Below are 26,035 nucleotides of genomic sequence, written 5' to 3'. Positions count from 1 at the left end.
ACTCGCCGAAGCCGTTCTCGTGCTGCCACTCCTTCCCGTGAGGCCCGCCGAAACGGGGTTCAGGGTAAGCGGCGACTCCCCAACGATCACGCTCAGGTAGGGAGAGAGAAAACATTTCACCACTCACCGCGACGGCATGAGTGGAACTGCCCGATTCCCTGGCTAGCTTCGCGGACGTGAGCCACGCCAGTCATCGAGGAGTCGCATGAAGCCGGACAGCCGGATTCGCGTCATGGAAATCATCGCCCGGATGAACGTTGGCGGCCCCGCTACCCTGGCGCTGGGGATCTCTGAACGGCTGAACCCCGAAGAGTTCACGCACCGTCTCTACACGGGCTATGTCGACGGCGGCGAGGGCGATCACCTCGCGCTGAAGTGTTCGAGCATGCGGGTGCATCGGATTCCGGGTCTCGGCCGCTCCATCAAACCCTCCGACGACGTCCGAGCCCTGTTCGGGCTGATCTCCGCGATGCGCGCCTTCCGGCCTCATGTCGTTCACACGCAGACCGCCAAGGCAGGCGCCCTGGGGCGCGTGGCGGTGAAACTGGCGGGAGTCGGCGCGGCCCGGGTCCACGGATTCCATGGGCATCTGCTCGACGGCTATTTCTCGGGGCCGAAACGCGCCCTCTACGTGCGCTCGGAACGGTTGCTCGCGTCCATGTCGGATCTCCTGGTGACGGTGGGCGCCCAGGTCCGTGACGACCTTCTCCGAGCAGGCATCGGCCGTCCTGGGCAGTATGTTGTGATCCCTCCCGGTGTCCGGCTGGGACCGGTGCCCGACCGTGCGGCCGCCCGCCGGAGTCTCGGCCTGCCGCTGGACGCGCCCGTGGTGGCGTACGTGGGCCGGCTCACCCAGGTGAAGCGGCCCGACCGGTTCGTCGCCGTGGCGCGCGAGGTCCTCCGGAAGGTGCCCGGCTGCCACTTCGTCATCTGCGGCGGCGGCGACCTCCAGGAGCAGGTGGAACGGGACATCGGGCCCCTCCGGCAGTCCTTCCACCTGGTGGGCTGGCGGAAGGACGTGGAGACCGTCTACGCCGCGGCCGACGTCGTCCTGCTGACCTCCGACAACGAGGGCACTCCGCTCACGCTGATCGAGGCGCAGATGGCCGCGACACCCGTCGTCGCCACCCGGGTGGGCAGCGTCGCCGAGGTCGTCCAGGACGGGCGTACCGGGTTGCTCGCCGCGGCCGACACGGCCGACCTGGCGGACCAGACCGCGCACCTCCTCTCGACCCCCCTGCTCGCGCGCCAGATGGGCGACACCGCGCGCCGCTGGGCGACCACCTCGTTCGACGTGGACCGCCTGGTCGCGGACACCGAGGCCCTGTACCGATCTCTCGGCCGGCCTCGCGGTGCCCGGCATGTCACTACAGGAGGGATGAACAGGTGAGAATCCTGGTGACCGGTGGGGCCGGCTTCATCGGCGCGAACCTGTGCCGGGCGTTCGCGGCGCGGCCCGAGATCCAGAGCGTCACGGTGCTGGACGACCTGAGCAGCGGAGACCTGGCCAACCTCGACGGTGTCGGCGTGCGGTTCGTCCGCGGCAGCATCCTGGACTCGGAGCTGGTGACCGATCTCGTCGCCGACGCCACCACCGTCGTCCATCTCGCGGCGCGCCCGTCGGTGCCCCGGTCCCTGATGGACCCACTGGCCTCGCACGACGTCAACGCGACGGGCACGCTCCGCGTCCTGGAGGCCTGCCGGGCCACCAGACCGCACGTGGTCCTCGCGTCGTCGTCCTCCGTGTACGGCGACTGCGCCGAGACGTACAAGCACGAGGACCTGCCGACCAGGCCGCTCAGCCCGTACGGCGTGAGCAAGCTGGCGACCGAGGCCTACGCGCTGGCCTACGCGTCGAGCTTCGGCCTGGACGTGCTGCCGTTCCGCTTCTTCAACGTCTACGGCCCGATGCAGGCCGCCGATCACGCCTACGCGGCGGTCATCCCGGCGTTCGTGTCGAAGGCCATCGAGGGCGCCCTGGTGCCGATCTACGGCGACGGGCACCAGGCGCGGGACTTCACCTACGTGGGATCGGTGACGGAGGTCCTCGGCGACGCGGTGGTGCGCCGGGTGACGAGCGCGAAACCGGTCAACCTCGCGTTCGGCACGCGCGTCTCGCTGCTGGAGCTGAAGGAGGTGCTCGGCTCGGTCCTGGGCAGGCCGGTCGAGGCCGGCTTCCTGCCGCCGCGCCTGGGCGACATCCGCGAGTCCCAGGCTTCGCCCGCTCTCCTGCGCCGGTTGTTCCCCGGCGTACGCCCGGCATCGCTCGAGGACGGGCTTCGCATGACGGTGGCCTGGTTCGAGAAGGCGGTGATCATGAGCACCGGCATGCAGGCCTGACCTGCCCCTGTTCGCCCCCTGTTCACCGCCAAAGAACACGTTTCACGCACCAATAGGGAAACTCGTGAGAAAAGCATGCACTTACCTCATAACGGGCGGCAGCGGATTCATCGGCTCGCATCTCACCGACGCGTTGATCGCCCGTGGTGACTCCGTCGTGATCCTCGACAACCTGTCGACCGGACGTCTGAGCAACCTGCGACCGCACCCCAACATGCGCTTCGTCCACGGCTCGATCCTGGACGAGCTCATCGTCGACGAGCTCGTCAACCAGTGCGACGTCGTGGCCCACCTCGCCGCCGCGGTCGGCGTCAAGCTGATCGTCGAGCAGCCACTGCGCTGCCTCACGACCAACATCCGCGGCTCGGAGATCGTCATCGAGGCCGCGCACAGATACCGCAAGAAGATCCTGATAGCCAGCACGAGCGAGATCTACGGCAAGAACTCGTCGGGAGCGCTGCACGAGGACGCCGACCGCATCCTCGGCAGCACCGGTGTCGTCCGATGGGCCTACAGCACCGCGAAGTCCGTCGACGAGATCCTCGCCAACGCCTACCACACCGAACGCGGCCTGCCGACGATCGTCGTCAGGCTCTTCAACACCGTGGGGCCACGGCAGAGCCCCGCCTACGGGATGGTCATCCCACGCCTGGTGCGGCAGGCGCTCGCCGGCGACCCGCTCACGGTCCACGGCGACGGCACCCAGACCCGCTGCTTCGCCCACGTCCTGGACGTCGTCGACGCCCTGCTGAAACTGCTCGACAACGACGCGGCCATCGGGCAGACCTTCAACATCGGCTCGGCCGGCGAGGTCAGCATCCTCGAACTGGCCAAGCTGATCGTCGAGCACACCGGGTCGACGTCCGGAGTCGAGCTCGTTCCCTACCACGAGGCGTACCGGCACGGTTTCGAGGACATGACGCGCAGAGTCCCCGACACCGGCAGGATTCGCGAACTCACCGGCTGGGCTCCGCGACGGACCCTCGACGAGATCCTCACCGAGATCGTCAAGGAGGCTCGCGAGGAGCTCGCGGCGGCGATGCGGTGAGCGGCGCACCCGCGCTGGCCGCAGGCGCGGTGGCCTGCCTGTTCAGCGCCACCGCCGCCGTCCCGCTGAAGCGCCTGGCGGTGCGGTGGAGCTTCACCGACCGCCCCGGGGGGCACAAGAAGCACCTCCGCCCGACTCCGTACCTGGGCGGCATCGCGATCGCGCTGGCCACGGTGCTGCCCGCCATGGCCGCGCTCGGTCTCGCCGACGAGCGGCTCACCGCCATCCTGCTGGCCGCCTCGGCGGTGGCCCTGCTCGGCCTCATCGACGACATCGCGTCGCTGCCCGCGCTCACCAGACTGACCGTGGAGACGGTGTCGGCCATCGGCGTCGTGCTCGCCGGGGTCGAGCTCACCGTGACGGGCGGGTGGCCGGACGGTCTGATCACGGTGATCTGGATCGTCGTGCTGACCAACTCCTTCAACCTGCTGGACAACATGGACGGCTCGCTCGGGACCGTCGCCGCCGTCACCGCCGTCTTCCTCGCGGGCGCAGCGTTCCTGCGGGGGCAGCCGGATCTGGGACTGCTTCTGGTCGTGCTGGCCGGTGCCGTGCTGGGGTTCCTCCCGCACAACTGGTCGCCCGCGAAGATGTTCATGGGGGACGCCGGATCGCTGTTCATCGGCTTCGTCCTCACCTGCTCGGCGGTGGCGCTGGTCACCGGGCAGGGACCCGGCACGACGATCGCCGGGCTGCTCCTGCCCACCCTCGTCGCGACCGTCGACACCGGCGTGGTGTTCCTCTCCCGGCTGCGGGCGGGACGCTCGCCGCTGATGGGCGGCACCGACCACGTGTCGCACCGGCTCCGGTGGCTCGGCTTCGACGCCCGCTCGGTCGCCATGCTGCTGGCTCTGATCGCCGTGTTCGCCGGCGCGCTCCTCTCGGTGACGGTCGTCGGCTGGGTTCCACCGCTGAGCGCGGCGATCGTCGCGGGGGGACTGGCGGTCGGCCTCATCAGCCTGCTGCTGAGCGTGAACGTCGACACGCCGCACCGTCCTGTCGAGAACCCTCCACGAATCCGCGAAAGGCGGCGATGATCAGGTGGATCTGCTCTCCTTGGTACGGCTGGCACGCAAGAACTGGATGCTCATCTTCCTGTCGCTGATCATCTCGTTGAGCGCGGCGCTGGTCGTGACCGCGAACATGCCACCCAAGTACGTCGCGACGATCAGCATGCTGTTCTCCAGCCATGACAAGCAAGGCGCGTTCTCGCCCGCGTACCAAGTGGGCACGCTGTCGCAGGGCGTGCAGTCCTACGCCTCCCTGCTGACCAGCCGCCGGCTCATCAGCCAGGTCACCACGGGCGAGGACATCCCGCGTCTCCAGGCGAACATCACGGCCGAGGTCGTCCCCGGCACGCTGCTGCTCCGCGCGATGGTCAACGACACGGACCCCGCCCGCGCCGCCTCGCTGGCCAACGCCCTGGGAACCAAGTTCGCCGGGCTGATCGAGCAGATCGAGCGGCCGACCCCCACCAGCAGGCCGACGGTCAAGGTCACCGTGGTGGACAAGGCGGAGATCCCCAAGGAACCGGTCAGCCCCGTGCCCATGCTCAACATCCTGGTCGCCCTGATGGTCGCGATGGTCGCCGCGCTGGGCTCGCTCATTCTGCGCGAACGCCTGGACACCACGATCAAGTCGTTCGACGTGCTGCAGCGGACCTCGCGGAGCTCCACCCTGGGCATCATCGGCTACGAGCGGGACGCGCGGCGTCACCCTCTGATCGTCCGGCGCAGTGGCCGGTCGTCCAGGGCGGAGGCGTTCCGCTCGCTGCGCACGAACCTGCAGTTCATCGGCGTCGACCGGCAGCCCAAGTCGCTCGTGATCACCAGCTGCCTGCCGAACGAGGGGAAGTCCTCGACGTCGTCCAACCTCGCGATCACCCTGGCCCAGGCCGGCTGGCGGGTCCTCCTGGTCGACGGCGACCTGCGCCGCCCGCGCATCCCCGACTACCTGGGCATCGAGGGCGGGACCGGCCTGACGGACGTGCTGATCGGCAAGGCCCGGCTGGACGACGTGATCCAGACCTGGGGCGAGCCGCGCCTGTACGTGCTGCCGAGCGGCCAGACACCGCCGAACCCGAGCGAGCTGCTCGGCTCGCAGGGCATGCGCCAGGTGCTCGACCAGCTCGTGCGCGACTACGACATCGTGATCTTCGACGCGCCGCCGTTGCTGCCCGTCACCGACGCCGCGACGCTCGCCGCGATCTGCGACGGCGTGATGCTCGTCGCGCGCTACGGCAAGACCCGCCAGGAGCACATCCTCCGCGCCGCGGAACAACTGTCGTCGATCAACGCGCGCATCGTGGGGACGGTGCTGAACTTCGTGCCCGCCAAGTCCAGCGGCTACGGCTACGGCTACGGCTACGGGTCCGAGTCCAAGCCCAAGGCCGACAAGAACGTCCCGGCTACTGTGTGAACAGCTTGAGCGGGGCTTCGAGCGATGTGACGATCCTCCGCCCCGCCTTCCGGTAGGCCCACCACGAGCCGCCGAACGGGTCCGCGATGTCGGGCTGGTCCACCCGGACCAGCCCGCGCAGCGCTCGCGCCTCCTCGACGAGCATGTGCGCACGTCGCACGGCGTCGCGCCGGCGCACGACGGCCGCGTCGGCGAGCGCCCGGCTCAGCGTGCCGAACTCGGCGATGGTGAAGGTGCGCGTGGCCGCCGGGAGGTGCATGCCCACCGACTCGGCGCGGTGCGCGGTGGTGGCCGTCAGCACGAGGTCGGCGGTGGCCACCAGCTCCGGGGTCAGGGGCCGTGAGACGAAACCGGCGGGATCGGCGCCCAGGCGCAGCAGCAGGCGCCGGACGGGCTCGGCCATCTGCCTGCCGGGCTCGGCGCGGACTCCCGCGCTCGTCACCAGGAACGGCGGGCCGAGGATCGACCTGGCCAGCCGTTCCGCGAGCGGGGAGCGGCAGATGTTGCCCGTGCACACGAACAAGATGTGGAACCCGGCCCGCGATGACGGCAGGGCGTCCCCCGTACCTTCCATGAGGGCGACGGTAGGACGCCCGATCCGGCGGACGCCCGCGGCACGCCGGTCTTTGCCGCTTTATCGGTCCTCTTGACCGGTGCCGGGGCCGCAGCCGTCCGGATTCTCGATGATCCGGTTGTGCTGCGGCCGGACCAGGGGCTGCACGGGAACCCGCGGCGGCGCGGCCGTGGCGGGCTCCAGCAGCAGGAGCTCCAGTGTCCTCGTCTGCCTGGGACCGAGCTCCAGCATGGTCGAGTAGACCGGATGGGATCGCTCGACCTCCCTGAAGAGGCTCGCGGGCTTGCCGTCGATCTTCATGCCGCCGTTCTTCGCGCCGACCGCGGCGAAGAGCGACACCCAGAGCATGTTGGACCCCATGGCGTGGTCGCGGTCCGGAGAGTCGAGCCGGCTGGAGGCGTAGGCGGGCAGCTTCCCGTGCGGGACGTCGTTGAACAGACGGACCCGCACCCGGGTGACGCGGGTCCCGTCGGCGCGGCAGGGGCCCAGCTCGTAGTCGAGCGAGCGCTTCAGGTAGTAGTCGAGCTTGTTGCCGGCGGAGTTGTTGACCACCAGCCCGGCGAAGGCTCCCGGCTGTCGCGGCAGCTCACCGCTGAGCGGGGTGTCCGCCAGACGCCGCTGCTCGGTGTCCCTGCGGCTCCAGATCTGGATCCGCCGCTCCTCCACCATCCGCGACAGGGTGGACAACAGGGCGGTGGGATCGCTGCGGGCCCCGGTCATCGCCTTGCTGACAGAGGTGGCGATCGTGATGAGGAACTTCTTGCGCTCCCCCGGGTCGGGGTAGCGGGCGTAGGCGGTGCGCTCGGTGAGGTCGATGACGTTGTCCGCCGTCACCTTCTCACCGCCGGGCAGCGTGACCGGGCCGATCAGCCGCAGGAGGTAGGACAGGCCGACCGGATCGGTCGCTATCGCGCCGTCCAGGCGCTGGCGGGTCTGCCGTTCCCACAACGCGGTCCAGGTCCGCGCGGCGTACGGGAAGTGCGGGGAGAGGTTGGAGTTCGACAACAGCGAAAGGGCGCTCGGCCCGTAGCGCGAGCGGAACGCGCTCCCGTGGTCGATGACCGGGCGCGGGCTCGACTCGAGACCGGTGTTGGCGGCGAGCCGCTCGATGCCAAGCTTGCCGCGGTCGGCCTTGAGGATGCCGAACGCGCCGACGAGGCCGCCGGTTCCGCGTGCCTCGGCGTTGGTCTGGAAACCGAGGAAGTAGCGGCGCGGACCGTCGTGGCCCAGCATCGGCGGCAGCAGCGCGCCGGCGTCGGCCGCGATGTCGAGCCAGCCGCTCAGCCGGCCGACCTCGCGCAGGGCGGTGGCGCGCGCCTCGTCCAGCACCGCCAGCCCGGTGTCCGCCGGGGTGGCCGCCAGGCGTGACCTCGCCGCGGCCATCCGCCCGGCGGCGACGTCCAGTGCCGGCGCCGCGGCTTCGAGGTGGGGCAGCAGCTGGCGCACGCTGCCCATGGCGAGCCCGTCGGCCTTCAGCAGCTTCGCGCCGGCGCCGTGCACGTCGGTCAGCACGTCGGTCAGCTCGGCAGCCGCCTCGGCCAGCCCGCGGACGGTCGTCGCGCCTTCTCCCACGAAGGGCGAGCGGGTGATCAGCGACCAGTCGTAGCCGCTGGTGAGCCGGAGCGCCTCCTGCGCGTGCCGTCGCGCCTGCGCGAGCGCGCCTTCCAGCTGTCCCAGCTGTCCCGGCTCAGTCTCCCGCATCCTGACCAGGATGTCCCTGGTGGCCTGCAACTCGACCTGTACGTTGCGGCCGAGGAACGCCGACCAGCCGCCGGCCACCACGAGACCGGCGGCCGGGGCCAGCAGGCCGATGGTGACGAACCGGCGGCGCCTGTCAGCTCGCACTGGACGATCGGCGGCGTCGTACGGCGATCAGGGTGCCGGAGGCGCCCAGGAACAGCAGGCCCGCACCGATCGCCGCGAGGGTCTGCACGGGCGCTCCCGTCATCGGTAGCTCGGCCCCGCTTTCCTCCGCGCAGCCGCCGGCGCAGCCTCCGCCTCTCCAGTGCCGCTCGTGCTCGAGGTCCTTCATCTTGACGAAGACCTCGACCTCGGTGTCGGACTGGATGTGCCCCTTGTTGTTCGTGTGGACGTTGCTGTCCGTGAGGACGTTGGCCTTCGGCGGGTAGGGGGTCGGATCCAGCGTGGGTTCGGTCCGGCCGGCCGTGGCCATCGCCGCTCCGGAGGACCCGAACGTGACCCCGCCCGCGACGGTCATCGCGACGAGAATAGGTACCGTGATTTTTCCAGCCATTTCAGACTCCCCCGTGACGGTGTTCGGGACATAGAACATTCGCCCGGAATGACGGCGACTGTTCACCCGAACCCGTTCTATGTGTCCGGACGCGTGGTGCTTCGGGGGGCGCACGGCTCTTACCGAATGATCACTGATGGTTCTCCGGAAATTGACGATCAGCGCTACCTCCGGCCCGGTGGCCTGTCGGCGGTGGCGGTCGGCTTGGTCACGGTGCGTGATCGCCCGCTCTCGTGGCGATGTTGATCTGAGAGGCTAGCGCGTTGGCCGGAGGGCCGGCGGGCAACACGCCCAGCGAGCGCGAAGATCGCGACAGGTGCCGGAGCCGTCAGCCGGAGCCGTCAGTGGGAGTCGTCAGTGGGAGTCGTCAGCCGTCGCGGGACAGCCACAACCCGATGGCCGTGACCCTGGAGTCCACGCCCAGCTTGGCGTAGATGCGGTTGACGTGGTTCTTGACCGTCTTCTCGCTGAGGAAGAGGCGTCGCGCGATCTGACCGTTGGACTGACCGGTCGCGATCAGGTCCATGACCTCGGCTTCTCGCTTGCTCAATGACGTGAATACGCTGTCGAACGCTGCGTCGTCGACTCTCATCCGGCCTCCGGGGGCACACAGACGGGCAGGTCGCCGAGGCCCCCGAGCTTCCGGCGTTAGCGGTAGACAGCGAGCATAACTCTCAAAGTCATGTTTTGGGGACAATGAGGAGAAAACGACAACGGCCGGTCCCTGGGGACCGGCCGTTCGCGGGGTGAGTGAAGGGACTTGAACCCTCGACATCCAGGACCACAACCTGGCGCTCTGCCAACTGAGCTACACCCACCATGGACCGCCGTGTGGCGGCACAGGAAAAGTGTAGCGGTGTTCGGGAGTCTTTACGCCACTCATTAACCGGTGACTCGCTCGGCGAGCGCTCGCGCCGTCGCCGAGTCGGGCCCGGGCTGGGCGACGAACACGGCCGCGCGGTAGTAGCGCAGCTCCCTGATGCTCTCGGTGATGTCGGCCAGCGCCCGGTGACCGCCCTGCTTCTCGGGCGCGGCGAAGTAGACCCGGGGATACCAGCGGCGCACCAGCTCTTTGATCGACGACACGTCGATCATCCGGTAGTGCAGGTAGGCGTCGACCGCGGGCATGTCACGCGAGATGAACGTACGGTCGGTGCCGATGGAGTTGCCGCAGAGCGGCGCCTTCTTCGGCTCGGGCACGTGACGGCGGATGTACTCGAGCACCAGCGACTCGGCCTCCGCCAGCGTCACCCCGCCCGCCAGCTCGGGCAGCAGCCCCGAGGCCGTGTGCATCTCGCGGACCACCTGCGACATCTGCTCCAGCGACTCGGGCGGCGGTTTGATGACCACATCGACGCCTTCGTCCACCTGGTTGAGCTCGCTGTCGGTGATGACACACGCCACCTCGACGAGCGCGTCCCGACCGAGGTCGAGTCCGGTCATCTCGCAGTCGATCCAGACAAGCAAGTCACTCATTCGTTCTCCTCGCCCAAGCGGCTCGGAGCCGTCCGCCCGCTTGCTTTACCCCACCAGCCTAGTGCCACCGGTCAGGCGGGCTTGAGCGAGCTCAGAACCTGATCGACCACATCGGTGCCCAGATTGTCCGGCACGGACATGTACAGCAGAGCCGGGCGCTCACCCTCACCGCGATCCATGACCACGATCGCGCCGTTCTCCTTGTTCCACTTGTAGCCCTTGGCTTTGGACTCGTCGGTGAAGTCGAGTTCGAACCGCAACACCCACGCGTCGCGGTCACCGATCTTGAGCGCCTCGTCCTGTGCGATCTTGGTCGTGTGGGGGACCTGGTAGTACTTGGCGAAGTCGGCGAACACGATCTTGGCCGTGGTGCCCAGGCTCTGCGAGCCCTCGTAGGGGTAGAGCTCGTGCAGCAGGCCCGTGTAGACGTTGCCGATCCAGTTGTTCCCCTTGCCGTCGTAGTTCTCCTGGGACGTCGCGCTCACACCGCTCGACCAGCGCTGCAGGGCGGGGTTGGTGCCGTTGATGTCGCCGAAGTCGGGCACCTCCCAGTCGGCGGGCACCGCGTAGGAGAGGCCGGCCCGCGGATCGGCGACACGGCCGTCCCGCGGCTGCGGCAGCTCGCCCGTCTGCGGCGGCTCCGAGGTCTGGCCCGGACCGGGGGAGTCTTCGGTCCGCGTGGGCGTCGGCCCCGACGCGTCGGTCGGGGCGGCGCGGTTCAGGTAGAAGATCCCGGCCACCACGATCAGGGCGACCACGACCAGCGCGGCCAGGCCGCCGAACACCCAGGCCAGCGGATTGCCCTGCTTCGGCGGCGGGCCGAACCCCGGACCGGGCGGCCGGCCGTCACTCCACTGCGGCTGCCCGTGCTGCTCCGGTCGCCCGAGCTGCCTGTGCGGGCCGTACGGGGTCTGAGACTGGGCCGGCTGCCCGAACTGGAGCGTCGGGTTGGCCGGAGTGGCCGACCAGTCGGGACCGGGCTGCGGCCCCGAGACAGGCCGCTGCTGCTGTGGCTGCGTTCCCTGCTCCAGCGGGTGGGTCGCGTCGGTCCACTCGTCGCCGTCCCACCAACGGAGTTGAGGCGTTCCGTAGGGGTCGGGGTACCAGCCCGCGGGGGTCTGCGTGGTCATGCTCGTCAGCGTAGTGAGAAGCGCTTTGATATGCATTGTTGCCGGGCGTCAGCACTTGTAGGTGAAGCTCGCCTTGTCCGACAGCACCGGGCCGGGAGAGAGCACGCGGAGCGTCGCCGTGGCCTTGACCGTGCTCTTGCCGCTGAGCGACCACCTTAACGGCACTTCGTAGGAGGTGCGGTCGGAGGTGGTGCGCAGGGTCGCCTTGACCACCTCCTTGTCCAGGTTCTTGCGCCATTCGTAGCTGATCTCGCCTGGGGCGCCGTTGGTGACGATCGTCCCCGTGATGACGACGGCGCTGTCGCAGCCCTGGGTCTTCTTCGGCGCGACGGCGTTGACCGACACGACCGCCAGCTCGGGCCCGTCGCTCAGCCGGAGCCAGGCCAGGATCGCCCCGGCCAGGATGACCGCGAACACCGCCGCGGCCAGGATGGTCCGCCGGCGGCGGGCACGCGAGGTCCGGGACCTCCGGCCGCGCCGCTGGATCGTCGCCTGTTCGTCCTTCCCGGCCCGCCAGATCCGCTCGGCCGTGGTGCCCAGCTGCCGCGTGCCGGCGCCCGGACCCGTACCCAGACCGGCGCCTGGACCCACGCCTGGACCCGCGCCTGGACCCGCGCCTGGACCCGCACCTGGACCCGCACCGGAACCGACACCCGGGCCGAACTGCATGTGCGGGGACGAGGCGCCCGGCACGTGCAGGAGCGTGACGATGTCGCCCTCGTCGCGCGGCAGCGCCTGCGGCGGCGGCTGCGCGAAGACCGACTGGCCGCGGGCCACCTGGGCCAGCCGGTCGCGGCTGATCGCCCCGCCCGGGAGCACGTCGCGACCGGCGACGAGGACGTCCCTGGCGGCGGCCAGGCCCCGGGTGGTCGCCGTCACCGCCGCCCGCTCGAACAGCTCCTGAACCCGGGGCGCCCCATGGGCCGAGGCCGCCAGCCCGCGTGCCAGCGAGGCCCAGGCCGCCGCGTCACGCTCGGGCGGCGAGATCTGGCCGCGGATGGCGTCCGACAACCCGCGCTCGGACAGCAGCGCGGCGCCGTCCGACGCGATGACCACGGTGCGCGGGTGCACCGAGCCGTGCGTGAGCCCGGCGGCGTGCAGCGCGAGCAGGGTCTGGGCCGTCTCCAGCAGCACGGCCGCCGCGCCGCCCGGGTCGATCGAGCCCGAGCCCAACAGGTCGAACAGGGTGGGGCTGACCGCCTGGGCGGTGAGCAGCCACACCTGGTCGCCGGCGGCCACCACGTCCGCCACCGGGATCAGCCCGCCCAGCCCGCCCAGCACCAGCCGCTGGTCGGTCATGACCGCCGCCACCACCCGGTCGCGCACCCCCGGCGATCCGATGACCCTCGGGTCGAACAGGAGCGCCCCCGCCCTGCGCCCGTCGGGCGAGATCGCGTCGATCCAGTTGCCGACCTCGGTGATCCAGGTGTGCTCGGTGAGCCGGAAGCCGGCGATGCCGTTCCGTGCGTTGTCCATCGCCGTCGCCCCCCGACGCTGTCAGCTCTTCCTCCGGTGCCGTCCCGCCATGCGGCGCTTCACCGCAAGTGTGACCGGCACGGCGCCCGACGTCACCAGTCCGACCGCGAGCAGTGTCGCGGCGGCCCGGCCGGGCCCCTCGTCCTCGGGCACCGGGGTCGGCGTGATCTCGCCGCCGTCGTCTCCGGTGCGGGTCGGTGTGGGCTCCGGCGCCGGGGTTCCGGGGCTCCGCGTGGGCGGCCGGAAGGTCGGCGGAGCGGCCGTGGTGGGCGTCGCGGTCGGCTGCGTGGCCGTGGTGGGCGGCTCGTCGAGCGTGCCGGTGATCACGGGTGAGGTGGTGGCCGGCTTCCCGGTGGTCTCGGTCGCGGTGGGCGTCGGCTTGGGGGTGCGGGTCCTGCTCGGCCGGGGAGTGGGAGAGGAGGACGTCATGGGCGGCGGCGCGGCGCTCGTCGAGGTCGTCGGCTCCGGTGTCGGCGGCTCCGGTGTCGGCTCCGGCGTCGTCTCCTCGGCGGACGGCGTGGGCTCCTCGACCGGCTCCTCCAGCGGCTCCTCGGTCACCGGATCCCCCGTGAAGGGCGCGACCGTGGACGGCGTGACCTGCGAGGTCTGCGCCCGCAGGGTGGTGTCGTCGTCGAAGGCGCCGACCGTGACCACCGCCGCCGTGATCACCACGCCGGCGCAGGCGGTGCCGATCAGGACCTTGGACGAGAGCTTGCTCAGCAGCTTGGACGGCGTGCGGAAATGGGTCTCGGCGAGCGAGGTCTGCACCTCGGGCGGCGCGTCCGGCGCGCTCGGGAACAACACGAGCAGCAGACCGGCGAGCCTGGCCAGGCGGCGGCGCCCACGCTGCTCCCAGTCGGCTCCGTACGCCTCGGTCGCGATGGCCTCGAGCTCGGTCAGGAACGCCTCGGCGGACGGGGGCCGCCCGATGGGATCCTTGGCCAGGCCCCGCTCGACCAGCCCCTGCAGCGGCCCCGGCACCTCCTCGACGGGCGGCGGCGCGCTCTGGTGCTGCCGGGCGAGCGCCGCGAGGTTGGGCGCGCGGTAGGGGCGGGTGCCGGTGAGGCACTCGAAGAACACGATCGTGGCGGCGTAGACGTCGGTGGAGGGCGCGGCCGGGGCCCCCGACCACTGCTCCGGGGCCATGTAGGGCGGGGTCCCGGCGGCGCTCGCGTCCTCGCCGGCCCGCACCGCGATGCCGTAGTCGACCAGCTTGCTGGTGCCGTCGCCCTGGACGATCACGTTCTCGGGCTTGAAGTCGCGGTGCACGACGCCGATCGCGTGCGCGGCGGCCAGGCCCTGCAGCGAGCCCTTCAGCACGACCAGGGCGGCCTCGGGGCCGGTGGGCCCCTCGGAGCGCAGGACCTCGCGCAGCGACACCCCGTTGACCAGCTCCATGATGATGGCGGCGCCCGCGCCGGTCTCGACGTAGTCGATCAGGCGGGCGTTGTGCGGGCTGCGCAACGTGCCGAGCAGTCGGGCCTCGTGGCGGAAGCGGGCGACGAAGCCGACGTCGGCCCGCAGCTCGTCGGAGAGGTACTTGACGGCGACCTCCGCGCCGTCGTGGTCACGCCTGGCCAGGACCACTCGGCCGGCGGATCCGCTGCCCAGCTCGCGAATCGAGCTGTATCCGGGGACCCCCCACTGCGCATCACCGTGCATAACGGTCTCCTCTGGAGTCGTCTGGGCCCCCACCCTCAACAGACGGAGCGTAGCTTAACCGGACATGTCCGAGTTCCAGGCATGGATATCTGGATAGGTCTGGAACGCCAGATCAGTTGATCGTGCCCGGTGTCTGCGGCTCCTCGGTCGCGGGTTCGTCGGTCTTCGGCTGGTCGGTGCCGGGCCGGTCCGTGTCGGGCTCCTCCTTCTCGGGCGGGCACGCGGGGGTCCGGCCGCCCGCCGTGGCGCCGCCGCCCGCCGCCGTGGGCCGGGTGGCCGCCCGCACCTGCCAGGTCACGCCGCACGGCAGCTCGCCGAAGGAGTGGTTCAGGATCCTGGTGTACGAGGTCTCGCCCGACAGGGTCACCTGCTGGGTGTTCCTCAGCCGCCCGGCCAGGTAGAAGCCGACGTTCAGCCGTACCGGCCGGTCGTTGACCGTGGCGACGGCGACGGCGGCGGTGGCGAGCCCGCGGGCGTTGAGCGCCGACCGCACGATCGACACCTGCTTCACGCCCGGGGGACAGGTCACGCGGGCGTGGGCGGTCGCCTCCCGGTCTCCCGCGGTCACCCCCACGGAGATCGTGGCGCCGCACGGCCTGCTCTCGAACGGCAGGGTGAACGCCCGCGTGTAGGACGTCCGGCCGGACAGCGTGGCCTTCCTGGCGCCGATCCCGTCGCCGTTGAGCGCGAACCTGGCCTCGACCGGGACCGCGGCGGTGCCGGACGTGGTCACCCGGATCCGGGCGGTCGCGCCGGTGCCCGGCGACGGGGCCATGGCCAGCGCCACCCGCAGCCCGCTCACCGTCGTGGGGCAGGGCGGGACGTCCAGCGAGGCGGTCCTGGCGCCGCCCGGCGCGGCGGGCGAGGTGGTGACGGTCAGGCTGATCGTCTTTCCGCAGGGGCGCTCGCCGAACGTGTGGCTGAACGTACGGGTGTAGGTGGTGTCGCCGCTGAGCCGTACCTGCCCGCGTTGGACCGGGTCGCCCGCGACCGCCCAGACGGCGGTGGCGGTGATCGGGCGCGTGCCGGTCGCCCGGATCGTGACCGTGGCCCCGCCCACCGCGTCGGCGTTCAGCGTGAGGCGGCCGATGCCGATCCCCGCCACCGAGGTCGGCGGCGTCGGCGTGGGCGTCGGGGTTGGTGTCGGCGTGGGCGTGGGCGTTGGTGTCGGGGTGGGGGTGGGTGTCGGGGTCGGGGTCGGGGTCGGGGTCGGGGTCGGGGTCACGGAGGGCGTCGCCGGGGCGGTGGTCGGAGGGCTGGGCGAGCTCACCGACGCGGGCTCGGTGTCCGTGGAGGAGGGCTTGGGTGAGGCCGGCTGCGTGGTCCTCGTGCGGGTGGGCCGGGGCGAGGGACTCGGCGAGCTCGCCGGAGTGCCCGTGGCCTCCGGCTCGTCGCTGCCGACCGGCAGGACGGCGGCCGATGGGTCGCCCGCCGGGCTGTCCTCCGGCGAGGGCGACCCGCCCGCCGGGAGCTCCCCGCTCGGCGCGGTCGGGGGCGCCGAGGCCGGCGCTGCTCCTGGCGACTCCGGCGCCGCGGCGATGTCGATCGACGTCGGCTTGCTGTCGCGGTTGGCCAGCACGAACACCGCGGCGACGCCCACCACGGCGGCCAGGCCGGCGCCCATGGCCACCCGGGCCGCGTTGTGCCGCGCGCCGCGGAACACGGTCCGCGCCAGCGAGGTGGTCACCTGGGCGGGCGGCGTCTGAGGCACGGGCAGGAGCAGGGCGAGCAGCACGACCAGCCCGGCCAGCCGCCGTCTGCCGCGCTCCTCCCACTCCTCGCCGTAGGCGGCCCGGGCCGTCGCCTCCAGCTCGGCCACGAACGCCTGCGCGCTCGGCGGCCGGTCGGCCGGGTCCTTGGCCAGGCCGCGGGAGAGCAGCTCGCGCACCTCCTCGGGCGCGTCGTGCACCGGGACCGGCGCGTAGACGTGCTGGTAGCCGAGCACGCTCGGCTCGGTCGAGCGGTAGGGCCGGTGCCCGGTCAGGCACTCGAAGAACACCGCCGTCGCCGCGTACACGTCGGTCGCGGGCGAGGCGGGATGGCCCGCCCACAGCTCCGGCGCCATGTACGGGGGCGTGCCCTCGGGATGGGAGACGGTCCCCTGTCGTACGGCGATGCCGAAGTCGACCAGCTTGCTGACCCCGTCGTCACGGACGATCACGTTCTCGGGCTTGTAGTCCTTGTGCACGAGCCGCATGCGGTGCGCCCGGGCGAGGCCCAGCAGCGAGCCCTTCAGCACGACCAGCGCGGCCTCGGGCCCGGTCGTGCCGTTCTCGCGCAGCAGCGCGCGCAGCGACACCCCGTTGACCAGCTCCATCACGATGGCCGCGCCGTGGCGGTCCTGGATGTACTCCCACAGCGTGGCGATGTGCGGATCGCGCAGGGTCACCAGCAGGCGCGCCTCCTCCTGGAAGCGGGCGAGCTTCGCCGGGTCGCGCCGAAACTCCTCGGCGAGGTATTTGACGGCGACCTTCACCCCGGTCTCGTCGTGCACCGCCAGCACGACCCTGCCGCTGACACCCGCTCCGAGCTGCTTGATCTCGGTGTAGCCGGAGGCGCTCCACTCCATATTGCCTCTCCCATCAGGAATCGGCCCACCTGATGAGACGCGCGATCTTGGAGTCCGGTTTGCCAGGTGGTTCCGGAATTATGGAACTACTCCCGGCCGCTGATGTGAACAGGTACGTCGATACCTTCTGGGAGCAACGGGTCCGGCACCGGAGCGCCCCAGGTCGTCTCCAGGGGCAGCACACCGGCCCAGACGGGCAGCGCGTAGTCCGTTTCCTCGTCATTCGGCTCGCCCCGCCTGATCTTGACCGACGCCTCCTCCAGCGACAGCGCGAGCACGGCCGTCGCCGCCAGCTCCTTGGCCGACGGCGGCCTGGCGTAGTCCCACTGGCCCGGCGCGAGCTGCTCGGTCAGCGCGCGCAGCCCCAGCATCCGCTCGTCCTCGTCGGTCACCAGCCGGGCCCGGCCGTAGACGATCGCCGAGCGGTAGTTGACCGAGTGGTTGAAGACCGACCGGGCCAGCACGATGCCGTCCACCTGGGTCACGGTGACGCACACCTCGGCGCCGGCGCCGGCTCGCAGCGAGCGGGCGCCGGTGGATCCGTGCAGGTAGAGCGTCTCACCGACGCGTCCGTAGCCGGTGGGAACCACCATGGGGTGGCCGTCCACCACCACGCCCAGATGGCAGAACAGCCCGGTGTCGAGCACCTCGTACAGGTCGGCGCGGTCGGTGCTGCCCCGCTGCTTCTCGCGGCCGAGCGTGGTGCGGGGTGTGGTGGAGAGCATGATTCGACGGTAGCCAGCGAGTGGACCTAAGTTATAGGGCCACTATCGATCGCTTCCCGGAGACCACTTTCGTGCGCAGCCTCGTCGACCTGCCCGTATCCCTGTCGCGGCGGTCGGCCGTGCCCCTCTCGACGCAGCTGGCCGGCTGGCTGCGCGAGGCCATGCTGGCGGGCACCCTCGCGCCGGGCGAGCGGCTCCCGTCCTCGCGCGGCCTCGCGGCGCAGCTCGGGGTGAGCCGCACGGTGATCACCGAGGCCTTCCAGCAGCTGTACGCCGAGGGCTGGCTGGAGGGACGGCACGGCTCGGGCACGTTCGTCGCCTGCCTGGAGACGCCCAGGTCCGGCCCCCTGTCTTCCACGCCGAGCCCCGCTCCCGCATCCGACAACGGCCGGGTGGCCGAGGCGATCGACCTGCGGCCGGGCCATCCCTGGGTCCGCGACTACGACCGGGCCGCCTGGAAGCGGGCCTGGCGCAAGGCCGGCGACCTCCCGCCCGGCGGCCACCCCGACCCCCACGGCCTCCCGCGCCTGCGGGAGCTGCTGGCCGGCCACCTGCGGCGGGTCAGGTCCGTGGCCGTGGGACCGGAGAACATCCTGGTCACCCGGGGCACCGGCAACGGGCTCGACCTGTGCGCGCTGGCCCTGCTCGGCGGCGGCCGGGCGGGCGTCGAGGAGCCGGGCTATCACGTGGCGCGCACGGTCTTGGCCGCCAGGGGAGCGGAGGTGGTGCCGTGCCCGGTGGACGAGGACGGCGTGATCGTCGACGACCTGCCGAACGACCTCGGCCTGCTCTACACCACGCCCGCGCACCAGTACCCACTCGGCGGCCGGCTGCCGATCCCGCGCCGCGAACGCCTGCTGGCCTGGGCCCGGAGCACGGGCGCGATGGTCGTGGAGGACGACTACGACGCCGAGTTCCGCTACGACGTCGCCCCGCTGCCCGCCCTCTACGGGCTCGACCCCTCGCGGGTGGTGCTGCTGGGCACGCTGTCGAAGTCGCTGGCCCCCGACGTCGGCGTCGGCTGGCTGGTCGGCTCGCCGGAGCTGGTGGCCAGGATCGCCGCCCTGCGTGAGGAGCTGTCCGACCGCACCAGCGGCCCGGTCCAGCAGGCCGTCGCGACGCTCCTGGAACGCGGCGACCTCGACCGCCACCTGCGCAGGATGCGCCTGGAGTACGCCCGCCGCCGGGCGGTGATCGTCGAGACCCTCGGCCCGGTCTGCCGCCTGCGCGGCGACACGGCCGGTCTGCACGTGCTGGCGGAGCTGTCCCCGGACACGTCCGGCGGCATCGTCGAGCGGGCCCGGGAGCTCGGCGTCCTGCTCGACTCGACCGAGCGCCACCACCACGGCTGGGAGCGCCTGCACGGCCTGGTCATCGGGTACGGCTCCGCTTCGCTGCCCGAGGTGCGGCGCGGCTGCCGGATCGTCGCCGACCTGATCGCCGGGGCCGGAGCCGCCCGGGTCGCCGGGGTCAGGGCGGGCTAGGCCGGAGCGCCGAGGTCGGAGCGGGCGGGGTCAGAGCGGGGGAGCCGGGAGAAGGTTCATGAGGATCGGAAGGGCCCGTGAGGCGTAGATCGGGTTCACCGGGAGCACGTGGCGGGCCCACCAGCGGGCCGGGCCCGGATCGGGCGACGGGTCGGTGTAGCCGGGCGCGTAGTCGTCGTAGGGCGGGTCGTACAGGTAGCCGACCGCCACGCCGTGGCGTTCCAGCTCCGCGACGGCCGCGTCGCGGTCGCGCACCAGCAGGGGCACCCGGAACAACGGCTGGTCGAGGTGGTCGCGCACGGCCGCGGCGACCGTGGGCAGCTCGGCGAGCAGTCGCACCCCGTCGAGCCTGCGGTCGCGCTCGGCGGGCACCTTGGCGAGGCGGCGCGACTGGTACCAGCGTGCGACGCGGCCCCTGCGGGCGCGGAAGTCGTGCAGGTCGGCACAGACCCACTGGTCGAACGCCGGCAGGCAGGGCACCTGCTTCAGGGCCTCGTCGAGGGAGTCGGGCCGTAGCGCGATGCGGTAGCCCTCGCGTGGCTCCTGCAGGCCGAGCCGCCGGGCCAGGAAGAGCGCCGGCCGGACCAGGTCGAGCTTGAGCGCCGTCTGGCGGCCCATGCTGGTCGCCACGTCGAACAACTGCCTGAGCGGCGCGCCGGGCACCAGGAGCTCGTCGCGGGCCTGCTGGAGAGCCGCCAGGTCGGAGCGGTGTTCGACGGCGAGCACGCCGCCGGAGCCGGCCGCCGGGTGCTTGGACAGGCTGAAGACGCCGGCCTGGCCGAACGTGCCGAGGGGGCGGCCCTCGAACGTGCTCTCGAGGGCGTGGGCCACATCCTCGATCACGATTTTTCCCGCGAAGGCGGACATCTGGTCCGGCAGGCCGTACAGGTTGGTCGTCAGGACCGCGTCCACCTGGGACAGGTCGGCCCGGCCGACGTCGATGTTGCCGTCGTGGGGCGAGAGCGGCGCGATCACCGGCCGCAGGCCGGCGGCGAGCACCAGGAAGAGGATCTCGTCGGCGGAGATCGGCGACATGAGCAACCGCTGTCCGGGCGTGCACCAGTGGCGCAGCGCCAGATAGAGACCGAGACGGTTGGACGGGAGGCGCAGGCAGTGACGGCCGGTCCGCTCGGCGATGGGCTTCACGAACGCGCGGTGCGGAGCCGGCCGAGAGTCTTGAGGGTGCGATCGGCCATGCGGTGCAGCACCGGGTTGGCCAGCACGACGGCCCGTGTCCTGCGGGCGGGCACGCGCATCAGCCAGTGGACGCCCGCCGCCGGGCCGGTCGTGGCGATCCGGCCCTCCGCGACCTGGAGCTCGCCGTTCTTCAGCTTCTCTTTGTACTCCTTGTGGCCGCGGCCCATGTCGATGGTCTCGATGTCCGCCTCGGCGGCCCGCTCGGCCATGGCCAGGTGGTGGATGAGACCGGGAGAGTACTTGGCGAACCGGGTGTCGTAGGCCGGGAACCAGCCGGCCAGCGTGGTGCGGGTGCGCAGCCCGAAATGCCCGGCCACCGGCTGTTCGTCGGCGTAGACCATGTCGAGGACACCGGCGAAGGTCTCGGTCCGGATGGCCAGCAGCCGCTCGACCAGCTCGACGATCCACTGGTGGGCGAACCTGTCGGTGCGGCCGGTGCGCCGGTATTGGTCGGTCTTCCAGCCGAGCAGCGTGTGGAGCGGCTCGGTGCCGGTGGTGGCGTACTCGTGGCGGACCTCGCCGACCTCGCGCCCCAGCTTGCGCGACTTGGCCAGCGTGCTTTTGTACGTCTTGCCGGAGTGCTCACGCAGGAAGGCGGTGTAGGCCTCGTGGCCGTCGCGCAGGTCGATGATCGGCGACGGGTGCCGCTCGTGCCGGTCGTCCAGCAGCGGCTGGCAGGCGACGAGATGGTCGAACTCGTAGACCGAGAGCCCGCACTGCCTGATCAGCCGATGCGGGTCGATCTCCACGTCCTTCGCGTGGACCAGGCCCTGCGCGTCGGTCAGCCCGGCCGCCACCGGCTTGCCGATGCCCAGCGGATGGCGCTCGAAGGGGAAGAACCCCACGATCTCCGACCCGTCGTAGAGCACCGCGACTCTGACCATGTCCCGCAGCTGGCCGACAGTGACCGTGAACTCGGGCGACAGGAACGGATTGTCGAATCCGGGCTGAGATTCCTGAAGGGCTCGCCACCGGTTCAGCTCGGGTACGCCCAGTTCGCTGGGGCGAGCAAGTGTGACGCGCATGGGCTCCTACCGTCGGCATGCCGTGTGCCTGTCAGCATGCGGGCAGACGTGTAATCCCAGGGTAAGGGGTATTTCCGTATGTCGTTTCAGGTTGCTCCGGAACGTTACGGAATTCTCAGCTAGCGTTCAGGACCGAGTAGCGTTCTAATGTGTGTGCATGACCGTTCCTGGGATCGACCAGCCCCGCCTGTTCGCGTGGATGGCCGAGAACGTCCCCGACGCGGGCGAGCCCCTCTCCGCCTCGCTGATCTCCGGTGGCAAGTCCAACCTCACCTACCTCATCGAGGCCCGCGAGCGCCGCGTGGTGCTGCGCCGCCCGCCGCTCGGGCACGTCCTGCCCACCGCCCACGACATGCGGCGCGAGTGGCGGGTCATCTCGGCCCTCGCGCCGACCCCGGTCCCGGTGCCCGACCCCGTCGCCTTCTGCGGCGACGAGGACGTCATCGGGGCGCCGTTCTACCTGATGGGACACGTCGAGGGCGCCGCCGTGCGGACCAGGGCGGAGCTCGGCGACCCGGCGCCCGAGGAGACGAGACGGCTGTCCGAACGGCTCGCCGAGGTGCTGGCCGCCATCCACGCCGTCGACTACCGCGAGGTGGGCCTGGGCGACTTCGGCCGCCCCGAGGGCTACCTGGCCCGGCAGCTCCAGCGGTGGGGCCAGCAGTGGGAGCGGTCGAAGACCGAGGACCTGCCCGAGTACGACCGGCTCGTCGGCCGGTTGCGCGACCGGATGCCGCCGGGCTCGGCCAGCACGCTCGTGCACGGCGACTACCGGCTCGACAACACGCTGATCCGGCTGACGCCCGCGCCCGAGATCCTGGCCGTGGTCGACTGGGAGATGTCGACCCTCGGCGACCCGCTGGCCGACCTGGGGCTCACGCTGACCTACTGGCAGGAGGCCGGTGACGAGGAGCGGGCCGGGATCCCGGTGGCGGGCGACGTGACGGTGGCGCCCGGGTTCCTGAACGCCGCCGAGTTCGCCGCCCACTACGCCAAGGCGTCCGGCCGGGACATCGCCGATCTCGGGTTCTACGTGGCGTTCGGCAACTTCAAGCTCGCGGTCATCGTGGAGGGTATCCATGCCCGGTTCCGGCAGGGTAAGACCGTGGGGGATGGATTCGAGCACATCGGTTCGGCCGTGCCCACTCTGATAGCTCGCGCGCACAGGATCCTCGACCAGTCGTGAACACCCCCACAGGAGCGTTGATGAGCACTGTTGCACTGATCACCGGAGCGGCGAGCGGCATCGGCGCCGCGGTGGCGCGGCGGCTGTCCGCCGGCGGCGCCAGATGCGTGCTCGTCGACCGCGACGGCGAGGGCGCCGAGCGGCTCGCCAAGGAGCTGGGCGGCGTGTCCCTGGCCGCCGACGTGAGCGCCGAGGAGGCGTCGCGGGAGGCCGTCGCGCTCGCCGAGGAGACGTACGGCCGGCTCGACCTGGTCCACCTCAACGCCGGCATCTCCAGCGGGGTCGACTTCGACGCGTTCGACGTGGCGCAATACCACAAGGCGGTCGGCGTCAACGTGGACGGCGTGGTCTTCGGCGTCGCGGCCGCGCTGCCCCTGCTCAGGCGCTCCGGCGGCGGCGCGATCGTGGTCACCGCCTCGCTGGCCGGGCTGGTCGGCTACGACGGCGACCCGATCTACACGATGACCAAGCACGCCGTGGTCGGCCTGGTCAGGGCCCTGGCTACACCGCTCGCCAGGGACGGTGTCAGGATCGGCGCGGTCTGCCCCGGCTTCACCGACACGCCGCTGGTCGCCGGCGCACGGGAGATGTTCGTCAGCGCCGGGTTCCCGCTGCTGACCGCCGAGGACGTGGCCGCCGCGGTCGAATCCGCCTTCTACGCCGAATCGCCCGGTACGTTGCTGGTCGTGCAACCGGGCAGGCAGCCCGTGCCGTACCGTTATGCGGGTGTTCCCGGTCCGGCGGGGGGCGAGCGGCCGCCGGCCGCCTAATCTGAACCGCAAGTAGCTTGCAAGTCGCGTATATACGGTTATAAGGGTCGGGTGCGCTAGCGCCCGACCCCTGTATGTTCACGCGAGGGGTGGAGGTTCCCGTGATTCCCACCGATGGCCGGCATGCCCGGAGGCGGCCACCGTGGCCGCTCGCGCTGGGCGCCGGCATCCTCGCGATCGTGCTCGTCACCGGCATCATGATCTACGCCGCGGTCCGGACCGGCTCCAGAGACGAGTTCAAGGGCGGGGAGGTGGCCGAGATCGGGCCCACCCAGCCGGCGCCCACCCTGGAGCAGCCGCCCGCCCTCGAGGCCTGGCCCCGGTGGGGCGTCACCCACACCCAGTACAGCGCCGACACCGCGCCCAGGGAGATCGCCGACCAGGCCGAGGGAGTGCTCGGCAGGGTCCCGATGCTGCAGAACCAGCACATCATGGGCTGGGGCGTGGGCAACCCCGAGCCGCGCCCCGGACAGTACAACCTGAACGACCTCGACCGGCGGATGAAGTTCATCTCCTCGTCGCGGGGCATCCCGGTCATCACGCTGTGCTGCGCGCCCGACTGGATGAAGGGCGGCCAGCCCGGCCGCACCGACTGGAGCAAGAACCACACGGTCGCCCCCAAGCGCGAGCACTTCGACGACTACGCCAAGCTCGCCGCCAAGGTGGCCAAGCAGTACCCGACCGTCAAGCACTTCATGGTCTGGAACGAGTTCAAGGGCTTCTGGGACCCGACGACCAACCGGTGGGACGCCGAGGGCTACACCCAGATGTACAACAAGGTCTACGCGGCCCTGAAGCAGGTCGACGACGACATCCAGGTCGGCGGGCCGTACGTGCCGATCGAGAGCAACGCCCGCACGAGCGCGTCCGAGCTCAGCGGCCCGTGGGGCACCATCGACCAGCGCGCGCTCGACGCGATCGAGTACTGGATCCAGAACAAGAAGGGCGCCGACTTCATCGTGGTCGACGGCGCCTCGATGACGAACGACAAGGGCAACGTCCCCGACGAGTTCGCCGCCCAGGCCAAGTTCGGCGCGATCACCACCTGGTTGCGTGAGAAGAGCAACGACATGCCGGTGTGGTGGGCCGAGTGGTACGTCGAGCCGGAAAACTCCGGCTGGAGCGAGGACAAGCGCACCGCGGTGCAGGCCACGGCGCTGATGGAGTTCGCCAGGAGCGGCGTGACGTCGGCCCTCTACTGGAATCCGCAGGTGAAGGGCCAGGGCACCTGCGCGGGCTGCCTGTGGACACCCGGCGGCGGCGAGGACACGCCCATGGCGGGGCTGCTGAGCGGGTTCACCCGGTGGTTCCCCGCCGGGGTCCGGCTCCAGCAGGTCGGCTCGTCCGACGAGCGGATCAAGGTCCTGGCGCAGGAACGTCAGGTCGTGATGGTCAACACGGCAGACGCCGACGTCACGGCCACCGTGGACGGCAAGCAGGTGACGTTCAAGCCGTACGAGATCAAGTGGGACGGGCGGGGCCAGGGCTAGCGGCCGTCTCCGGCCGGCTCCCGTAGGTGAGATATCTCAGCAGCCACTCCACGGGCCCGTACCTGTGCGTCCGTAGCCACCGGCGGCTCCAGACCACCTGCCCGGCGAAGACGCCCGCCGCGATCAGCACCTCCAGCGGCGGGCTGACCCGGTCCACCAGCGCCAGGCCGTAGCCGGTGAAGATGAGCGCGCAGATCAGCGACTGCGCCAGGTAGTTGGACAGGGCCATCCGCCCGGGCGCGGCCAGGAGGCGGCCGAGCCGGGGCAGGCGCGGCAGCAGCCGCAGGAACGTGGCCGCGTAGGCGGCGGCCAGCAGCGGCGCGGTCAGCAGGTCGACCGCCTCGCCGGCGAACTTGTGCACGGCGCCGGTCCACGCCGACAGCGTGTAGACGAACGCGCCGCCCAGCCCGGCGGTGAAGCCGATCCACTGCAGTCTCCTGAGCGTCGCGGTGTGCGCGTGGAGGTCGCGCAGCAGGCCCAGCTTGCCCACCGCGAGCCCGATCAGGCACGCGGCCAGCACGGCAGGGCCCTGGAAGAGCACGCGCAGCACGACGATGAGCGACAGCTTGCGCAGGTGCTCGGCGACGATCTGCGGGGCCGAGCCCGCCAGCGAGGTGTCCGACTTGATCGCCTCCGCGGTGCCGTGTGACACCGTGCCCGCCATGTCCAGGCCCGTCCCGGCCAGGACGGCCAGCAGCACGAACCCCGCCGCCAGCACGCACGTCAGCACGATCGCCAGCGCGACCGCGGTCCTGGGCGTGATCCGGCGCAGCAGCAGGAGCGCCAGGCCCGCCATCGCGTACGTGGTCAGGATGTCGCCGGGGAAGAGCAGCACGGCATGGGCGAGCCCGAGCACGAAGAGCCCGGCCAGGCGCCGCAGGAACATCGGCACGAACGCCTTGCCCCGCCGCGCCGCCGAGTCGACCTGGAGCGTGAAGCTGTAGCCGAACAGGAACGAGAACAGCAGATAGAACTTGTTCTCCAGGAACATCGTGACGGTCCACCGCACCGCCCAGTCGAGCGGCGAGCCGAACGCCGGCTCCGCCAGCCCGGCCATCCGGTAGCCGGAGGCCAGGAAGGCGATGTTGACCACGAGGATTCCCAGCAGCGAGAACCCGCGCAGAGAGTCGACCGCCGTGATCCTCGTCGCCGGCCCGTCCACCTCGACGGGATGTGTTCGCTGTGCCGTCATCAGCGGACATCATTCCGTA

At 71.2% G+C, this 26,035-nt stretch carries 22 protein-coding genes and 1 tRNA gene; 9 read left to right on the top strand and 14 right to left on the bottom strand.

Features of this window, described 5'->3' with window-relative positions:
* The first annotated feature begins 250 nt into the window (after positions 1–250).
* From AB0C16_RS07085 to AB0C16_RS07065, 5 genes are all read left to right on the top strand, one after another.
* Positions 251–1,390, top strand: a complete 1,140-nt coding sequence (locus tag AB0C16_RS07085) for a glycosyltransferase (protein ID WP_357679798.1) — start codon at positions 251–253, stop codon at positions 1,388–1,390.
* Positions 1,387–2,340, top strand: coding sequence for an NAD-dependent epimerase/dehydratase family protein (locus tag AB0C16_RS07080; RefSeq protein ID WP_357679796.1), 954 nt, complete (start codon positions 1,387–1,389; stop codon positions 2,338–2,340). Before AB0C16_RS07085 ends, AB0C16_RS07080 begins: the two co-directional genes overlap by 4 nt.
* A 64-nt stretch (positions 2,341–2,404) precedes the next feature.
* Complete coding sequence (locus tag AB0C16_RS07075; protein ID WP_357679794.1) at positions 2,405–3,388, top strand: GDP-mannose 4,6-dehydratase; 984 nt, start codon at positions 2,405–2,407, stop codon at positions 3,386–3,388.
* A complete protein-coding gene (locus tag AB0C16_RS07070; protein WP_357679792.1) occupies positions 3,385–4,425 on the top strand; it encodes an MraY family glycosyltransferase in 1,041 nt (346 codons plus the stop codon). Before AB0C16_RS07075 ends, AB0C16_RS07070 begins: the two co-directional genes overlap by 4 nt.
* Before the next feature lie 4 nt (positions 4,426–4,429).
* A complete protein-coding gene (locus AB0C16_RS07065) occupies positions 4,430–5,806 on the top strand; it encodes a polysaccharide biosynthesis tyrosine autokinase (protein WP_357679790.1) in 1,377 nt (458 codons plus the stop codon).
* Here the strand turns inward: AB0C16_RS07065 and AB0C16_RS07060 are convergent.
* The 11 genes from AB0C16_RS07060 to AB0C16_RS07010 all read right to left on the bottom strand — a co-directional run bounded on the left by AB0C16_RS07060 (position 5,796) and on the right by AB0C16_RS07010 (position 17,672).
* Positions 5,796–6,380 carry a hypothetical protein gene (locus AB0C16_RS07060; RefSeq protein ID WP_357679788.1) on the bottom strand — a complete coding sequence of 195 codons (585 nt, stop codon included), beginning with the start codon at positions 6,378–6,380 and terminating at the stop codon, positions 5,796–5,798. The genes AB0C16_RS07065 and AB0C16_RS07060 overlap by 11 nt on opposite strands.
* 60 nt (positions 6,381–6,440) lie before the next feature.
* Positions 6,441–8,225 carry a DUF4012 domain-containing protein gene (locus AB0C16_RS07055; RefSeq protein ID WP_357679786.1) on the bottom strand — a complete coding sequence of 595 codons (1,785 nt, stop codon included), beginning with the start codon at positions 8,223–8,225 and terminating at the stop codon, positions 6,441–6,443.
* A complete protein-coding gene (locus tag AB0C16_RS07050) occupies positions 8,215–8,598 on the bottom strand; it encodes an LPXTG cell wall anchor domain-containing protein (protein WP_357679784.1) in 384 nt (127 codons plus the stop codon). The genes AB0C16_RS07055 and AB0C16_RS07050 overlap by 11 nt, the downstream gene beginning before the upstream one ends.
* A 403-nt stretch (positions 8,599–9,001) precedes the next feature.
* The gene (locus tag AB0C16_RS07045) at positions 9,002–9,184 is read right to left on the bottom strand and encodes a LuxR C-terminal-related transcriptional regulator (RefSeq protein ID WP_357679782.1); all 183 of its coding nucleotides are present in this window, start codon (positions 9,182–9,184) and stop codon (positions 9,002–9,004) included.
* 195 nt (positions 9,185–9,379) lie between these two features.
* Positions 9,380–9,452, bottom strand: a tRNA-His gene (locus AB0C16_RS07040).
* A gap of 64 nt (positions 9,453–9,516) precedes the next feature.
* Entirely contained in the window at positions 9,517–10,110 is a 594-nt protein-coding gene (gene orn, locus AB0C16_RS07035; RefSeq protein ID WP_357679780.1) for an oligoribonuclease, read from the bottom strand.
* 71 nt (positions 10,111–10,181) lie between these two features.
* Positions 10,182–11,240, bottom strand: a complete 1,059-nt coding sequence (locus tag AB0C16_RS07030; RefSeq protein WP_357679778.1) for a DUF2510 domain-containing protein — start codon at positions 11,238–11,240, stop codon at positions 10,182–10,184.
* Positions 11,241–11,288: 48 nt separating this feature from the next.
* Complete coding sequence (locus AB0C16_RS07025) at positions 11,289–12,716, bottom strand: hypothetical protein (protein WP_357679776.1); 1,428 nt, start codon at positions 12,714–12,716, stop codon at positions 11,289–11,291.
* A 21-nt stretch (positions 12,717–12,737) separates the two neighbouring features.
* Positions 12,738–14,378: a protein kinase gene (locus AB0C16_RS07020; protein ID WP_357679774.1), complete on the bottom strand. Its 1,641-nt coding sequence runs from the start codon at positions 14,376–14,378 to the stop codon at positions 12,738–12,740.
* 112 nt (positions 14,379–14,490) lie between these two features.
* Positions 14,491–16,947: a serine/threonine-protein kinase gene (locus tag AB0C16_RS07015; RefSeq protein WP_357679772.1), complete on the bottom strand. Its 2,457-nt coding sequence runs from the start codon at positions 16,945–16,947 to the stop codon at positions 14,491–14,493.
* Between the two features lie 86 nt (positions 16,948–17,033).
* Positions 17,034–17,672, bottom strand: a complete 639-nt coding sequence (locus tag AB0C16_RS07010) for a pyridoxamine 5'-phosphate oxidase family protein (RefSeq protein WP_357679770.1) — start codon at positions 17,670–17,672, stop codon at positions 17,034–17,036.
* Between the two features lie 71 nt (positions 17,673–17,743).
* Between AB0C16_RS07010 and AB0C16_RS07005 the strand changes: the two genes are divergently transcribed.
* Positions 17,744–19,156: a PLP-dependent aminotransferase family protein gene (locus tag AB0C16_RS07005; RefSeq protein ID WP_357679768.1), complete on the top strand. Its 1,413-nt coding sequence runs from the start codon at positions 17,744–17,746 to the stop codon at positions 19,154–19,156.
* A gap of 30 nt (positions 19,157–19,186) precedes the next feature.
* Here AB0C16_RS07005 and AB0C16_RS07000 read toward each other — a convergent pair whose 3' ends face one another.
* Positions 19,187–20,302: a DegT/DnrJ/EryC1/StrS family aminotransferase gene (locus tag AB0C16_RS07000; protein ID WP_357679766.1), complete on the bottom strand. Its 1,116-nt coding sequence runs from the start codon at positions 20,300–20,302 to the stop codon at positions 19,187–19,189.
* Positions 20,299–21,378, bottom strand: coding sequence for a GNAT family N-acetyltransferase (locus AB0C16_RS06995; RefSeq protein WP_357679764.1), 1,080 nt, complete (start codon positions 21,376–21,378; stop codon positions 20,299–20,301). The genes AB0C16_RS07000 and AB0C16_RS06995 overlap by 4 nt, the downstream gene beginning before the upstream one ends.
* 157 nt (positions 21,379–21,535) lie before the next feature.
* Here AB0C16_RS06995 and AB0C16_RS06990 point away from each other — a divergent pair, with 157 nt between their 5' ends.
* The 3 genes from AB0C16_RS06990 to AB0C16_RS06980 all read left to right on the top strand — a co-directional run bounded on the left by AB0C16_RS06990 (position 21,536) and on the right by AB0C16_RS06980 (position 24,824).
* Positions 21,536–22,564, top strand: a complete 1,029-nt coding sequence (locus AB0C16_RS06990) for a phosphotransferase family protein (RefSeq protein WP_357679762.1) — start codon at positions 21,536–21,538, stop codon at positions 22,562–22,564.
* A gap of 20 nt (positions 22,565–22,584) precedes the next feature.
* A complete protein-coding gene (locus tag AB0C16_RS06985; RefSeq protein ID WP_357679760.1) occupies positions 22,585–23,334 on the top strand; it encodes an SDR family oxidoreductase in 750 nt (249 codons plus the stop codon).
* 101 nt (positions 23,335–23,435) lie between these two features.
* Positions 23,436–24,824 carry a xylan 1,4-beta-xylosidase gene (locus tag AB0C16_RS06980; RefSeq protein ID WP_357679758.1) on the top strand — a complete coding sequence of 463 codons (1,389 nt, stop codon included), beginning with the start codon at positions 23,436–23,438 and terminating at the stop codon, positions 24,822–24,824.
* On the opposite strand, the gene AB0C16_RS06975 is transcribed toward AB0C16_RS06980, so the two are convergent.
* Positions 24,796–26,016 carry a DUF418 domain-containing protein gene (locus AB0C16_RS06975; protein WP_357679756.1) on the bottom strand — a complete coding sequence of 407 codons (1,221 nt, stop codon included), beginning with the start codon at positions 26,014–26,016 and terminating at the stop codon, positions 24,796–24,798. The two genes, AB0C16_RS06980 and AB0C16_RS06975, sit on opposite strands and share 29 nt — an antisense overlap.
* Positions 26,017–26,035 lie beyond the last annotated feature (19 nt).

The organism is Nonomuraea sp. NPDC048916, assembly GCF_040649575.1.
Classification (GTDB): Bacteria; Actinomycetota; Actinomycetes; order Streptosporangiales; family Streptosporangiaceae; genus Nonomuraea.
Note: the sequence above shows the minus strand (reverse complement) of the source record. Positions and strands in the feature narration are given on the sequence as shown.

Coding starts and splice junctions, on each gene's coding strand:
- AB0C16_RS07085 (WP_357679798.1), top strand. CDS start 251: ATGAACGTTGGCGGCCCCGCTACCCTGGCGCTGGGGATCTCTGAACGG.
- AB0C16_RS07060 (WP_357679788.1), bottom strand. CDS start 6,380: ATGGAAGGTACGGGGGACGCCCTGCCGTCATCGCGGGCCGGGTTCCAC.
- AB0C16_RS07050 (WP_357679784.1), bottom strand. CDS start 8,598: ATGACCGTCGCGGGCGGGGTCACGTTCGGGTCCTCCGGAGCGGCGATG.
- orn (WP_357679780.1), bottom strand. CDS start 10,110: ATGAGTGACTTGCTTGTCTGGATCGACTGCGAGATGACCGGACTCGAC.
- AB0C16_RS07030 (WP_357679778.1), bottom strand. CDS start 11,240: ATGACCACGCAGACCCCCGCGGGCTGGTACCCCGACCCCTACGGAACG.
- AB0C16_RS07025 (WP_357679776.1), bottom strand. CDS start 12,716: ATGGACAACGCACGGAACGGCATCGCCGGCTTCCGGCTCACCGAGCAC.
- AB0C16_RS07020 (WP_357679774.1), bottom strand. CDS start 14,378: ATGCACGGTGATGCGCAGTGGGGGGTCCCCGGATACAGCTCGATTCGC.
- AB0C16_RS07015 (WP_357679772.1), bottom strand. CDS start 16,947: ATGGAGTGGAGCGCCTCCGGCTACACCGAGATCAAGCAGCTCGGAGCG.
- AB0C16_RS07010 (WP_357679770.1), bottom strand. CDS start 17,672: ATGCTCTCCACCACACCCCGCACCACGCTCGGCCGCGAGAAGCAGCGG.
- AB0C16_RS06995 (WP_357679764.1), bottom strand. CDS start 21,378: ATGCGCGTCACACTTGCTCGCCCCAGCGAACTGGGCGTACCCGAGCTG.
- AB0C16_RS06990 (WP_357679762.1), top strand. CDS start 21,536: ATGACCGTTCCTGGGATCGACCAGCCCCGCCTGTTCGCGTGGATGGCC.
- AB0C16_RS06985 (WP_357679760.1), top strand. CDS start 22,585: ATGAGCACTGTTGCACTGATCACCGGAGCGGCGAGCGGCATCGGCGCC.
- AB0C16_RS06975 (WP_357679756.1), bottom strand. CDS start 26,016: ATGACGGCACAGCGAACACATCCCGTCGAGGTGGACGGGCCGGCGACG.